This is a genomic window from Klebsiella planticola ATCC 33531 (assembly GCF_000735435.1).
GTDB classification, from domain to species: domain Bacteria; phylum Pseudomonadota; class Gammaproteobacteria; order Enterobacterales; family Enterobacteriaceae; genus Klebsiella; species Klebsiella planticola.
In genome coordinates, this window is sequence record NZ_JMPP01000021.1 from 44,076 (window position 1) to 56,638 (window position 12,563).

At 60.5% G+C, this 12,563-nt stretch carries 11 protein-coding genes; 1 reads left to right on the plus strand and 10 read right to left on the minus strand.

Annotated features, from left to right (window positions below; all coding sequences use genetic code 11):
- Genes GRPL_RS15720 through GRPL_RS15690 form a run of 7 tightly spaced genes read right to left on the minus strand, consistent with a single transcriptional unit; the run spans position 1 to position 6,948 of the window.
- Positions 1–951 (minus strand): oligopeptide/dipeptide ABC transporter ATP-binding protein, encoded by a 951-nt coding sequence (locus GRPL_RS15720; RefSeq protein WP_032698975.1) that lies wholly within the window; start codon positions 949–951, stop codon positions 1–3.
- Positions 944–1,930, minus strand: coding sequence for an ABC transporter ATP-binding protein (locus tag GRPL_RS15715; protein WP_032691047.1), 987 nt, complete (start codon positions 1,928–1,930; stop codon positions 944–946). The genes GRPL_RS15720 and GRPL_RS15715 overlap by 8 nt, the downstream gene beginning before the upstream one ends.
- Complete coding sequence (gene ddpC / locus GRPL_RS15710; protein ID WP_032698976.1) at positions 1,927–2,823, minus strand: D,D-dipeptide ABC transporter permease; 897 nt, start codon at positions 2,821–2,823, stop codon at positions 1,927–1,929. Before ddpC ends, GRPL_RS15715 begins: the two co-directional genes overlap by 4 nt.
- The gene (locus tag GRPL_RS15705; protein WP_032698978.1) at positions 2,824–3,843 is read right to left on the minus strand and encodes an ABC transporter permease; all 1,020 of its coding nucleotides are present in this window, start codon (positions 3,841–3,843) and stop codon (positions 2,824–2,826) included.
- Positions 3,844–3,897: 54 nt separating this feature from the next.
- Entirely contained in the window at positions 3,898–5,454 is a 1,557-nt protein-coding gene (locus tag GRPL_RS15700; protein WP_369974013.1) for an ABC transporter substrate-binding protein, read from the minus strand.
- A 2-nt stretch (positions 5,455–5,456) separates the two neighbouring features.
- Positions 5,457–6,041, minus strand: a complete 585-nt coding sequence (ddpX, locus tag GRPL_RS15695; RefSeq protein ID WP_032698980.1) for a D-alanyl-D-alanine dipeptidase — start codon at positions 6,039–6,041, stop codon at positions 5,457–5,459.
- 37 nt (positions 6,042–6,078) lie between these two features.
- Positions 6,079–6,948 carry a MurR/RpiR family transcriptional regulator gene (locus GRPL_RS15690; RefSeq protein ID WP_004866702.1) on the minus strand — a complete coding sequence of 290 codons (870 nt, stop codon included), beginning with the start codon at positions 6,946–6,948 and terminating at the stop codon, positions 6,079–6,081.
- A gap of 316 nt (positions 6,949–7,264) precedes the next feature.
- On the opposite strand from GRPL_RS15690, the gene GRPL_RS15685 reads away from it, so the two are divergent.
- Positions 7,265–8,026 (plus strand): transporter substrate-binding domain-containing protein, encoded by a 762-nt coding sequence (locus tag GRPL_RS15685; RefSeq protein ID WP_032698981.1) that lies wholly within the window; start codon positions 7,265–7,267, stop codon positions 8,024–8,026.
- 76 nt (positions 8,027–8,102) lie between these two features.
- Here the strand turns inward: GRPL_RS15685 and GRPL_RS15680 are convergent, their stop codons facing one another.
- From GRPL_RS15680 to GRPL_RS15670, 3 genes are read right to left on the minus strand one after another with little or no spacing between them, the layout of a single operon-like run.
- The gene (locus GRPL_RS15680) at positions 8,103–9,695 is read right to left on the minus strand and encodes a cyclic peptide export ABC transporter (RefSeq protein WP_032698983.1); all 1,593 of its coding nucleotides are present in this window, start codon (positions 9,693–9,695) and stop codon (positions 8,103–8,105) included.
- A 33-nt stretch (positions 9,696–9,728) separates the two neighbouring features.
- The gene (fhuB, locus tag GRPL_RS15675) at positions 9,729–11,711 is read right to left on the minus strand and encodes a Fe(3+)-hydroxamate ABC transporter permease FhuB (protein WP_032691052.1); all 1,983 of its coding nucleotides are present in this window, start codon (positions 11,709–11,711) and stop codon (positions 9,729–9,731) included.
- Positions 11,704–12,561 carry an iron-siderophore ABC transporter substrate-binding protein gene (locus GRPL_RS15670; protein ID WP_032698984.1) on the minus strand — a complete coding sequence of 286 codons (858 nt, stop codon included), beginning with the start codon at positions 12,559–12,561 and terminating at the stop codon, positions 11,704–11,706. Before GRPL_RS15670 ends, fhuB begins: the two co-directional genes overlap by 8 nt.
- Positions 12,562–12,563 lie beyond the last annotated feature (2 nt).

Here is a 12,563-nt window from a genome sequence, read left to right on the forward strand (position 1 = left end):
TTAGTTTGCGCCGCGACTGGCAATAGTTTCCGCTTTCCAGCAGCGGGTGGCGGTCCCGTTACCAGACGGGCGCAGCGGCTGCGGTTTCTCGCAACCCGCGCCGGCGAACGGACAGCGATCGCGGAAGTAGCAGCCCTCGGGCAGATGGCGATTGCCGGGTAATTCCGTGTTGCGCGGCGCGTCGCCCAGCGCCAAGCCGATACGCGGCACCGAGTCCATCAATAGCCGGGTATAGGGATGGGCCGGGTTATCGAGGACCTGACGCGCCTCGCCCATCTCGACGATTTGCCCGAGATACATCACGGCGACGCGATCGCTCATATGGCGCACTACGGAAACGTTATGCGAAATGAGGATATAGGTCAGGTTCTGCTGTTTTTGCAGCTCGACCAGCAGGTTGAGGATCTGCGCCTGTACCGAAATATCCAGCGCCGAGGTCGGCTCATCCAGCACCATAATATCCGGCTTTGCCGACAGCGCGCGGGCAATGGCAATGCGCTGACGCTGGCCGCCGGAAAACTCGTGCGGTAAGCGGTCGAGATACTCCGGGCGGATACCTACCTGCAACGCCAGCTGCTCTGCCAGAAGACGTCGGGCCTTTTCACTGGGGCGCGATTGGATCCACACCGGCTCGGTGATGGTGCGCCAGACCGGCAGCCGTGGATCCAGTGAGGAGAGCGGGTCCTGAAACACCATCTGCATACGCCCGCTGCCGGACGCCGTCGCGCGCTCAAACTGGCCGTGAGAAGGCTTAAGCATGCCCATCAGCAGCCTGGCGAGGGTACTTTTTCCGCAGCCAGATTCGCCGACGATACCTAAGGTTTCACCGCGATACGCCGTGATATCCAGCCCGTTTAGCGCATATACCCGTTCGACGACTTTGCCGCGCCAGTTCTTGCGCGCCGGGAAGTTAAGATGAACATCGTTCAGTTGCAGCAGCATCTCAGACATGCGTTTTCTCCCGTTGCGGGTACCAGCAGGCCGCCTGCTGCCCGGTCTGTTCTATCGGGCGGAGCATCGGCGTGATGCCGCAGCCCTCGCCGGCGGCAAAGCAGCGTTCGCGAAAGGCGCAGCCGCCCGGTAATCGCGCCAGATTCGGCACTGTGCCAGGAATCGAGCGCAGCAGCGAACGCGGCTCGCCGTTATCCGGGGCGCTGTCGAGCAGGCCAACGGAGTAGGGATGCAGAGGATGATGCAGCACCTGCTGAGTTAAACCGCTTTCAATCACCGCGCCGGCATACATGACGTACAGCCGATCGCAGACCTGTGAAACCACCGCCATATCGTGGCTGATAAACAGCACCGCGGTGCCCGTGGCCAGCGCTTTCTGTTTTAGCAGGCGCAGCACCTGGCGTTGAACGGTCACGTCCAGCGCGGTGGTCGGTTCATCGGCAATCAGCAGGTCGGGCTCGCAGGAAAAGGCGATGGCGATCATTACCCGCTGGCGCATCCCGCCGGAGAGTTCGAAGGGGTAACGTTCCATCACCCGCTGCGGATCGGCTATCTGCATATCCGCCAGCAGCGCGACCGCCCTGGCGCGCGCCTCGCGGGCAGAGAGGGGACGATGCTGACGAATAACGTCGACCATCTGCTTGCCGATCCGCCGCGTGGGATTCAGCGCGGTCATCGGCTCCTGAAAAATCATCGCCACCCGGCGGCCGCGGATATCGCGCATCTCTTTTTCCGATGCTTGCAGAATATCGTTGCCCAGCAGAGTCACCTGGCCGCTGTGAATCTGATAGCTTGCCGGCGGCAGCAGACGCATCGCCAGCATGGCGGTGACGGATTTGCCGGAGCCCGATTCACCCACCACGCCAACTATTTCGCCGCGGTCGATATGCATCGAGACCGCGTTCAGGACATGTACTTCCCCCTGGTAGACAGGGAAGCTCAAACGGACGTTGTCGATTGTCAGAACCCGATTACTCATGCGTTGCGTCCTCCGGACTTCGGATCCAGTAAATCCTGGATCCCATCCCCAAACAGATTAAACCCGACGGCGGTGATCAGGATCGCCGCCCCCGGGAAGGCGCAGTACCACCACTGATCGAGGACGTAGTTGCGCCCGTTTGCCACCATCGCCCCCCACTCGGCGGTGGGCTGCTGCGCGCCGAGGCCGATAAAGCCTAGCGTCGCCGCCATCAGAATGGCGCTGCCGATATCCAGCGATGCCTGCACCACCAGCGGCGGCAGGGCGTTGCGTAAAATATGCCAGCTGATCAGGTGCCAGCGGGAGGCGCCGAAGGTCACCGAAGCTTCGACGAAGCTGTGCTGGCGCACCACCAGCGTTTGTCCGCGCGCCAGACGGACATAAAACGGAATGCGCACAATGGCGATCGCCAGCATGGCGTTGAATAAGCTTGGGCCTAACGCGGCGGCCAGCGCCATCGTCAGCACCAGCGAAGGGATCGACAGCATGATATCCATCAGCCGCATGATCAGCGCATCGCTGCGTCCGCCGAGCACGCCGGAAAGGCAGCCCAGCAGCGATCCGCTGATCCCGGCGATCAGCACCACCGCCAGACCGGCGGCGATCGATTGCTGGCTGCCGATCAGCACCCGGCTGAACAGATCGCGACCGACCTCGTCGGTACCGAACCAGTGGGACAGCGAGGGCGCCTGCAGACGGGCGGTGAGATCGATAGCATTGGGATCGTGCGGTACCAGCCACGGTGAGAAGATCATCAGAAACAGCATGATCAACATAATGGCGCCACCGATCAGCGTCAGCGGGCTTTTGCGTACCAGCCACAGACGGCGCTTCCACGCGGTGTTGCGGCGGGTTTTTTCGATAGCGCCGGGGCGTTCCTGGGTCATCATCACTTAGTTTCCTCCCCGACCCATGCGCGGGTCTATCCATAAATAGAGCAGGTCGACGAGCAGATTGACCAGCACGTAAGCAAAGGACACCACCACGGCAAAACCCATCACCGCCGGGAAATCGAGCGCCTGAATAGAGGAGACCACGTAGGCGCCCATCCCGGGCCAGGCAAAAACGGTTTCGGTCAGCACCGCGCCGTACAGCAGATCGCCCAGCGCCAGCCCCAGCACCGTAACTGAGGGAATCAGCGCGTTAGGCAGCGCATAGCGCATCACGATGGTCCATTTAGGCAGGCCGCTGGCCAGCGCAGTGCGGATGTAATCTTCACTCAGCTGCTCCAGCATCGCGGAGCGAATTTGCCGGGCGACAATCCCCAGGTGGACAAAGGCCAGCGTGGTTGCAGGCAGAATCAGATGCTGCAGCGCGTTAAAGAACACATCGATGTTGCCTTCCAGCAGCGAATCGATCAGATAAAAGCCGGTCACGCGGGTTGGCGGGTCAAACCAGTCGTCAAGGCGCCCGCTGCCGGGCAACCAGTCCAGTTTGCCGTAAAACAGGACAATCACTCCCAGCCCCAGCCAGAACGCCGGGGTAGAGATTCCGGTCAGCGCCATCAGGCGAACCAGGTGATCGGTCCAGCGGTTGCGATACACCGCCGAAAGCACCCCCAGCGGAATGCCGACCACCAGCGCGATAAACAGGGCGCAGAAAGCCAGTTCGAGCGTGGCCGGGAAAAAGGTCTTTAAATCTTCCAGCACCGGGCGACCGGTGCGGATGGAGGTCCCCAGATCGCCGTGCAGCAGGGCGTTAACATAATGGAAAAACTGCTGCCATAACGGTAAATCCAGCCCCAGCTGCTGGCGGATATGGCGGACGATTTCGTCGCTCGCGCGATCGCCTGCCAGCAGGCGCGCCGGATCGCCGGGAATGAGGTGCGAAATAATAAAGGTGATCACGCAGACGCCGGCGACGACGAGGACCAGCCCCCAACTGCGTTGTCGAATTAAACCCCAGAAACTCATGATGACGCCCTCTGCCGGGCCCGCTACGGCCCGGCATGACAAGGTTAAGCTGCGCTATTTGTGCATATCGGCAATATTGAAAATCTGCTCGAGCATCGGGTTAAAGACGAAACCCTTGACCTCTTTGTTCATCGCCACCTGATAGTTCTTCTGGAACAGATAGACGTAGGCGGCCTCATCGATAACGGTTTTCTGCGCCGCCTGATAATCCCGGGTGCGTTCTGTCTGGTCGGTAGTGGCGACGGCCTGTTTGAGCAGCGCGTCAACCTGCGGGTTGGCATAGAACGAACGGTTGCCCGGCAGCCCTTTCTTATCTGACTCGAACCAGTAGTTCATGAACATATAGGGGTCGGCGAAATCCGGGCTCCAGTTGCCGATAGCGATATCGTAATCCCCTTTACCAATGCGCTCGCGCATGGTGGCGTTAGCCAGTTTTTCCAGCTTCACCTGGATGCCGAGGGTTTGCAGATTTGCCTGGGTGGAGAGCGCGATGGGCTCCCAGTTCGGGTCGTTATCGGAGTAGAGGAACGACAGGGTTTTTGGCTTATCGGCGACGTTGGCCAGCGCGGCTTTGGCTTTATCCATATCAAGGGAATACTGCATCGCGCTCGGGTCAAAGCCCCACATACCGTCGGGGATTGGGCCGCGCATCTGTTTGCCGTTGCCGCCGAGAATGCCGCTGACCATCCCTTGATAATCGGTGGCCCAGGAGACGGCGCGGCGTAAATCGACCTGATTCATCGGCGCTTTGCTGTTGTTGAGATACAGGTAGGTCACGCGCAGCGCCGGATAGTCATACACCGCCACGCTATCCTGCTTCTTCAGGGCCGCAAACTGGTCGACCGGCAGCGCATCGGCAATATCCAGATCGCCCTTGGTCAGCTGCAGACGGCGGGCGGCGCTTTCACCAATAATTTTCACCGTCACCCGTTTAAAGGTCGGCTTCGTGCCGCTGAAGTGCGGGTTGGGCACCAGCACCAGCTGCTGGCCTTTCTGCCAGCGCTGCAGCATATAGGCTCCCGAGCCGGCGGTGTGTTCCGCCAGCCAGGCGCGGGCGTCATCGGCGGCGTTGGCCTTCAGGACCGCCGGGTTGACGATCGACGCGCCATCATTGGCCAGGGTGTGGAGGAACGGAGCGAACGAGTCCGGCAGGATGAAGCGCACCGTGGCGGGATCCACGGCCTCAATTTTCAGCCCGCTCGGGAAGGCTTCCGAAGGGCCTTGCTTAATGCGCATCAGGCGTTCGAAAGAGAGTTTTACCGCTTCGGCGGTGACCGGCGTGCCGTCGTCAAACTGCATGTTTTTGTGCAGTGAAAAGGTCCAGGTTTTACCGTCATCAGAGACCTGCCAGCTTTCGGCCAGGTCGCCCTCGACGTCCGTTGAGCCTTTCCCGTCCTGGGTTTTGTATTTGACCAGCCGCTGATAGGCCGGGTAGGTGACCGTCCAGTCGTTATTATCAATAGTGACGGCCGGGTCGAGCGTCTGCGGATCGGCGGCTTTACCGATCACCAGCATATCTTTGGGCACGGCAGCATAAGCCGGGGCGATAGCCGCTGCCAGCGCAACGGCCAACAGCAGCGGGCGAAAACCGGTAAAAGAGGTGCGACTCATATTCATGGAATGACTCCGTCAGTGTGAGCGGGGGACAGGCAGGCGAAAACATCGTCAAGGAGCGGATAACCGGCCGCATCCGGTAATTCGAAGTGCCACCATTCCGTGGAAATACCCTTAAAGCCGCCGCCAAACATAATGGCGTTCAATAGCAGGCGGTTACGTTGGGCGGCCTGGGGAACTGCCGGGTGATAAGGGTGAGAGAGATCGTCCATCTCATCGAAGGCGGTGCCCATATCCAGCGGCTGGCCGTTTTCGTCGATTAACGTCACATCAATAGCGGTACCGCGGCTGTGGTTCGAACCCAGCGCAATCGGCACCACGTAGTCCTGGTTCGGACAGGCGTTCCACAGCAACTGCTGTGCCTGCTGCGGACGATAGGCATCGAGAACCTGCAGATTCAGGCCCGCCAGCTGTGCGATGCGCAGCGATTTCTCCAACGCCGCCGCCGCATCCGGGTGCAGCAGGCAGCGGGCTTCGGCATAGATGGGCTGGCCGGTAATGTTATCGGCGCTGGCGTACTTGAGATCGATAGCCAGCGCCGGAAAGCGCGCGCGGATATCGACCAGAGTGACTTGCTGATTCATCTGTTGTTTCCTGTCCTGGAGCCTGACGAGCAGGCGCTTATTCACGTTCAAATTGACCAAATTCCTGCTGCAGCGCCCGGTTTTCGGCCAGCCGGCGCGATAGCGTCGGGCCGAGTTGCTCGACGACCGCGGAGAGCAGCAGGTTGAAAAGACAGCTGATTGGGGCGAGGGAATCCCAAAAATGACCGGTATCGGTTTTGACCTGCAGCAGATCGACCGGATAGTCGCGGGCCCACGGACACCAGATATCGGTGACCAGCGCGGTGGCAATGCGCCGCTCGGCGGCAACCCGACAGAACTGGCGGGCGGTGCTGGAGTAGGCGCGGGTATCCGTCAGGATGATGTAAGGGTGTGCGTATTCGGAGTTCAGCGACTCCAGCCAGCTACCGGAGCTGCCGTCGGCATAGGTCACGCGCGGGCGCAGGTATTCGAGATGGCTAAAAAAGCTGTTGGCGATGCCTCGCGTTGACTGGATCCCGAGCACAATCACCGTATCGGCCTGGGCGATCCGCGTGCTGACTCGGGCGAAGGTCTCTTCCTGCGCCAACTGATAAACATAGCGGATCGCATCCAGCTCCATCTGTAGCGACAGGCTGGCGCGATCGGGCTGGGTTTGCTGCTGCGCCCAGGAGTCGAGGCGGTCGATGACGCCCCAGTGTTTATAGGGCGCCGGGGTATGATCTTTCAGACCGTTTTTGACGTCGTCGAGGTTACGATAGCCGAGCTTACGCAGGCAGCGGCCGACGGTGATCCCGCTGGTGCCGGTCGCCAGCGCAATGCTATCGGCCGTTTCATAGGGAATATGTTCCCGATGGCTCAGCAGCCAGCTGCCGATGCGTTTTTCACTTGGCGTCAGCTGACTAAATATCGACTCGATGGTGCGAAACAGCCTGGAGTTATCGTTCATACCCGCCTCTCAATGAGATTTCTCTCTCATGAACCCGCATTGTGTTACTCAACTAACAAAGCACGATGCATGCCATCTGTTCCGGAAAACCGTTTTTTGCGGTATCACTGGGAAAATGCGCGAGGCAGGCGAACAAAGAGCGTATATTTTCGCCAGAATATGCACAAAGAAAGTGCAACGTTTCCTGGTTGTGCATCACAAAAATAAAACATACGATTAACAATGCTGCAATCTGTGCAACAAACTGGCCGGGCATAAAGCGCGGCGGAATCGCGCAAAACCTTCACAAAACCCACGTATTGATAAGGATGATGGTATGAACTTAAAGGTCTGTCTGACCTTCGTACTCGCGAGTATTACCTGCGGTAGCCAGGCGCGGGATCTGCAGGCGATTCAACAAAGCGGCGAGTTGAAAGTGGGCGTGCCGGGCGACTATGCTCCGCTGGCGTTCCACAACGAAGCGGGCGAACTGCGCGGTTACGACGTGGATATGGCAAAGGATCTGGGGCAGAAGCTGGGGCTTAAGGTCACCTTTGTGCTGACCAGTTGGCCGACGCTTTCCGGCGATCTGAAGGCCGATAAGTTTGATATTGCGATGGGCGGTGTCACTGAAACCCCGGAGCGGGCTAAAGATTTCGCCCTCAGCCATCCGGTGGTGGCCAACGGCAAAATCGCCCTGGCGAACTGCATGGCGGCCCCGGCACTCGGCAGCCTGGAAAAAATTGACCGCCCCAATGTGAAAGTGATTGTTAACCCGGGCGGCACCAATCAGAGCTACGTCGATGCTCATCTCAAACATGCGCAGATTATCAGGGTCAAAAATAACGTCGATAACCTCGAGGCGTTACGCCAGAAAACCGCCGATATGATGGTCACCGACCTGATTGAAGGCGTCTATTACGAGAACAAAGAGCCCGGTGTCTTCTGCGTCGCGACGGATAAACCCTTCCCGGGCACCGCCAGTTTTAAAGTCTATATGATGAACAAAGATAATCAGCCGCTGCTGGAGAAGGTGAACCACTGGCTGGACAGTCAGGATAAAAATATCCTCAAACAAAAATGGAAGATTCACGAATAGGTGCCGGCGGAGATAACCTTACCGACGGGTAAAGATATCTCCGCGAAATCGCGCCCCTGCGCGGAGCACGCGCGGACTACACAACCTGCCCAAACTCCAGCTTGATAATCCGATCCGCCAGGTAAAAGTAGCGGTCGTCGTGGGTGATCGCGACGATGGTCCGGCCTTCGGATTTGAGCATTGGCAACAGCTCCAGGTAAAACACGGCCTTAAACTCCGGGTCCTGATCGGCGGCCCACTCATCAAACAGATACAACGGGCGCGCCTCCAGCCAGGCCTGCAGCAGCGCCAGCCGCTTGCGCTGTCCCTGCGAGAGGGCGGTCGTCGAAAAACGGCCGTTCTGGAAACGTACTTTATGACTGAGCTTTAGCAGATGCAGCAAATGCGCCACCTGCGCGGGCGTCCGCTCATGGATAAACGCCACGTCGTCAAAAAGAAAAAAATCGCTGAAAACCACAGAGAACAGCTGGCGATAGCCTGCCTGCTGGTCGGCGGCAATCTTGCTGCCGTTCAGTAAAATGGCCCCGCTATCCGGAGGATAAAGGCCGACCAGCAGATTGGCGAGCGTGGTTTTGCCGCTGCCGTTACCGCCGACCACAAACACCAGTTCCCCGGGCGTAAACTGCAGATTCAGCGGCCCGAGGGTAAAGCGTTCGCCATCTTCTCCCTGGTACTGATAGCGAACCTCTTGCAGCGTCAGGGAGCGGAAGGGCACCGCAGGCAGCGGGCGCTGCGGCTGTTCCGGGGGCAGATGGTCACGCAGGTGCTGCACCCGCTGGAGCGCCACCCGGGCGCTGGCAATCGTTGGCAGCGATGACAGCACGCCTTCGACCGGCACAATCATGTAGAGAAAGATCATGACGTAGCCGGTGATGGCTGCCGGATCCAGCGTCAGGGAGTCCCGCAGGCCGAACAGCACCAGGCCGATAAAGGCAAAAAACAGAATACTTCCCCAGCTGGTGGCCAGCCCGTAGAGGACATACCCGCGGGTCCGTTCCCGGCGGACGGCTTCAATGTTGTCCGCCAGCTCGCCATACACAAATCGCTGGCGGCGAGCGGCATTAAGCCGGTATTCGCGTCCGCCGTCGAACAGTTTTTTGCACTGTTGAATCAAGGTGTCTTCCCGCTGTCGCGACCGGCGCAGCAGGCCGATCGCCCGGCCGTGGGCGGCGCGATAGCCCAGAGTGCCGAGGGCTATCGCCACCAGCGCCAGTGCGAGAACGCTGGCGGAGAGGGTGGCGAGGTAAATCAGGCAGCCGATAATGACCGCGCCGTAGATAAACAGGTTTGGCAGGCTGACAAAAAATACCACCAGGGTGTCGAGATCCTGAGTCAGCACTGACACCGTTTTCGCCATCCCGGCACGTTCCAGCGACAGCCAGCGGGTCTCGCTGACGTGGCGGGTGAGCTCGCCGCGCAGGTGCGCCTTTACTTTCTGCCCGAGAAACATAAACGTGGTCTGCGAGACAATCCGGGTCGCCAGCATCAGCAACGCCAGCAGCGCAAACTGTATTCCCGGAGCGAGAGCGCTTTTCTCCTGCGGCAGCGTCAGACTGTGGTTAATCATAGCCAGCAGCGACGCATTGCTAAACCCGCTGATTAACCCGGCGACAACCGCCAGCAGCAGCCAGCCGCCGACCATACGAAATAAAATCAACAAAACCGACATGCGGCATTCCTTTTTTTCATGGCTTTTTATCTGTTATTCAGCCCCACGCTGGCCCTTTGCGCGAATCAACGGCCAGACCAGCAGCGGGACGCCAATAAGCGAGGCCACCAGTCCGACCGGAAGCTGGCGCGGATAGAGCGCGTTGCGTCCCAGCCAGTCGGCGAGGGTCATAATGCAGGCGGAGAGCAGCGCGGCGGTGTAGAGCTGCGCCAGCGCGCCTTTGACACCGGTTTTACGCGCCAGATGCGGCCCGAGCAGGCCAATAAACGACACCGGGCCAACCAGCAGCGTGGCGAGCCCGGTCATCAGCGCCGCCAGCGTCAGTACCCCGAAACGGGCGCGGGGCAGGGAAAGCCCCAGAGAACCGGCAACCCCGCCGAGCGGCAGCAGCACCAGCCAGCGGCGGAACAGCGACGTCAGGGTCAGCAAAATCAGGGTGGCAATAAACAGCCACTGCGCCAGAGGGGCGCTGATGTAATAGGTACTGCCGGTCATCAGCGGCAGCAGCACCGAGCTGGCAGCAAGGTTATTGAGCATGACCATGCTCACCGCCGCCTGGCACAGGGCATTGAGGGCGACGCCATTGAGTAACACCCGCTGCGGATTAAAGGCGCTGCGGCGGCTGTTCCACATCGTCAGCAGCAGGCTGATAAGCGCGCCGCAGAGGCTGCTGAACAGCAAAAAAGTGCTGCCGTGGGTGGGAAACAGCAAAATATACACGGTCACCCCCATCGCCGCGCCGCCGCCGATACCCAGCACTTCAGGACTGGCGAGCGGATTGCCGCTAACCCGCTGCATCAGTACCCCCGCGCCAGCCAGCAACGCGCCGGCGCTAATGGCCGCCAGCAGACGCGGCAGCCGTAAAGGCAGCAGATGAGCCAGCTCAGCCGAATGCGCCCAGTGCCAGTGGGTCAGACCGTGGCCGAAAAACAGCGAGATAGCCACGGATACCGCGAGGGCGAGCACTGCCGCCCAGGGAATCCAACGGCTGGTGTGGGACGACATCTGCGGCGGCGGGGCGGTATCCAGACTCTGCTGACGGGCGAAGCGTGCCAGCAGGATCAGCAGCGGTCCGCCGGTCAGAGCGGTTAACATCCCCACCGGCAGCAGCTGGCCGTTAAACAGGGAAACACGTGAAACGCAAAGGTCGGTAAACCACAGCAGGCCTGAGCCGGTCAGGGCGCTATGCAACACCAGTTGGCGCGAGGTGCGCGCGCCGCCAAAACGGGCGAGATGCGGTGCGGCAAGACCAATGAAGCCGATGACGCCGACGGCATTGATGATAAGCGCGCTCATCACCAGCGCCAGCAGCACCGCGGCGGCACGAATCCGCAGCGGTGAAGCGCCAAGACTATTCACCATTGTTTCCGGGAGCTGCAGCAGTTCCAGCGGGCGAAATAGCAGCATCAGTAGCCCGACGCACAGCGCCAGCCACGGCAGCAGCGCCAGCAGCAGATGGCTGTCCTCCTGCGCCAGCGAACCGCCGCCCCACATCAGCACGGTCAGCAGGAAACGGTCGTTGATAATGGCGATCAGCATGGTCAGCGCACCGCACCACAGGTTAATCATCATTCCCGCCTGAATCATCACCAGCGGAGAGAGGCGCTGGCGCCAGCTCAGAAGCAGAACCAGCAGCAGTGCGACCAGCTCGCCGCCGATAATCATCCCCATCCGCATTCCGCCGGTCAGCGCCGGTAGCCACAGCGACGCCAGGCCCATCGCCAGGGTTGCGCCGGAAGTCATCCCGAGGGTGATCGGCTCCGCCAGCGGGTTGCGCAGCGCGCGTTGCATCAGCCAGCCGCACAGCCCGAGCGTCGCGCCGCCTACGATGGCCATCCCCTGTCGTGGAAGCCACATGCTGTGCAGGATAATCGCCGTCGGCTGTACGTTGTGGGCATCGAACAGCGCGGCAAACCCGCCCTGATGCCGCACATCGCCGACCGCCAGCAGCAGAGAAGCCAGCCACAGCATGCCGATAACGCCCCAGGAGAGATGACGGGAAAAGGGCTCATGCATCGCGCCACCCCGCCATCAGCTGGCTGAAAATATCGGCAAAACGCCCGGCGGTGATCAGTGCGCCGGCGTTGCTGATGGGCTGCTCAATCAGCGCGAGTGGATAGCGTGAGGTCAGCGGCAGGCTTCGCCACAGCCGGCTTTGCTGCCAGTGCGCTACCGCCTCACGCTGATCCGCCGCGACCAGCAGGATCGGTCGGGCATCGAGGGTGGCGATACGGGTGAGCTCCACCAGGACGTTGCCTTCGGCGCCGCCGCTTGCACGCCAGGCGTTGCGCATCCCGCAGGCCGCCAGTACATCGCCCGGCAGACTACCGGCGGTATACAACCGCAGGTGTAACGCATCCACCGGGGAAGCGAACAAGACCGGCTGAAGCAGTTTCTGCGCATAGCCGCGGGCACGGATAATGCGCTGGGACAGACCGGCGATCAGCGCGGCCGCCTGGGGTTCACGTTTAAGTACGATACCCAGCTGTTGCGTGGCGCTAATAAAGGCGCTGAGGCCGTGGGCGGGCAGCGTCACGAGGGGGGCCACCTGCGCCAGAGCCGGTTTTAACAGGGCGTGTTGGGGAGTGATCACAATTGTGTCCGGTTTCAACGCATAGAGCGTTTCCAGATTAGGTTGAAACAACAGGCCTAAATCCTGCACCGTTGCCGGCAGAGTCGGAACGGAGATCAGTTTGCGATACCAGTCCGGCGCCGAAACCCCCGCTGGCGTAATGCCGAGAGCGAGGATCATTTCGGTCAGCCCCCAGTCCAGTACCGCCAGCCGCTGTGGCACAGGCGAACTGCTGGCCCACGACAGAGCGGGGGCCAGCAGGGCAGCAGTGAGCAACCTGCGTCGTGACAGCATGG

What these genes read in the sequence shown, in the direction of transcription:
- GRPL_RS15720 (WP_032698975.1), bottom strand. Translation starts at nt 951, where the DNA reads ATGTCTGAGATGCTGCTGCAACTGAACGATGTTCATCTTAACTTCCCG.
- GRPL_RS15715 (WP_032691047.1), bottom strand. Translation starts at nt 1,930, where the DNA reads ATGAGTAATCGGGTTCTGACAATCGACAACGTCCGTTTGAGCTTCCCT.
- GRPL_RS15705 (WP_032698978.1), bottom strand. Translation starts at nt 3,843, where the DNA reads ATGAGTTTCTGGGGTTTAATTCGACAACGCAGTTGGGGGCTGGTCCTC.
- GRPL_RS15700 (WP_369974013.1), bottom strand. Translation starts at nt 5,454, where the DNA reads ATGAGTCGCACCTCTTTTACCGGTTTTCGCCCGCTGCTGTTGGCCGTT.
- ddpX (WP_032698980.1), bottom strand. Translation starts at nt 6,041, where the DNA reads ATGAATCAGCAAGTCACTCTGGTCGATATCCGCGCGCGCTTTCCGGCG.
- GRPL_RS15690 (WP_004866702.1), bottom strand. Translation starts at nt 6,948, where the DNA reads ATGAACGATAACTCCAGGCTGTTTCGCACCATCGAGTCGATATTTAGT.
- GRPL_RS15685 (WP_032698981.1), top strand. Translation starts at nt 7,265, where the DNA reads ATGAACTTAAAGGTCTGTCTGACCTTCGTACTCGCGAGTATTACCTGC.
- GRPL_RS15680 (WP_032698983.1), bottom strand. Translation starts at nt 9,695, where the DNA reads ATGTCGGTTTTGTTGATTTTATTTCGTATGGTCGGCGGCTGGCTGCTG.
- fhuB (WP_032691052.1), bottom strand. Translation starts at nt 11,711, where the DNA reads ATGCATGAGCCCTTTTCCCGTCATCTCTCCTGGGGCGTTATCGGCATG.
- GRPL_RS15670 (WP_032698984.1), bottom strand. Translation starts at nt 12,561, where the DNA reads ATGCTGTCACGACGCAGGTTGCTCACTGCTGCCCTGCTGGCCCCCGCT.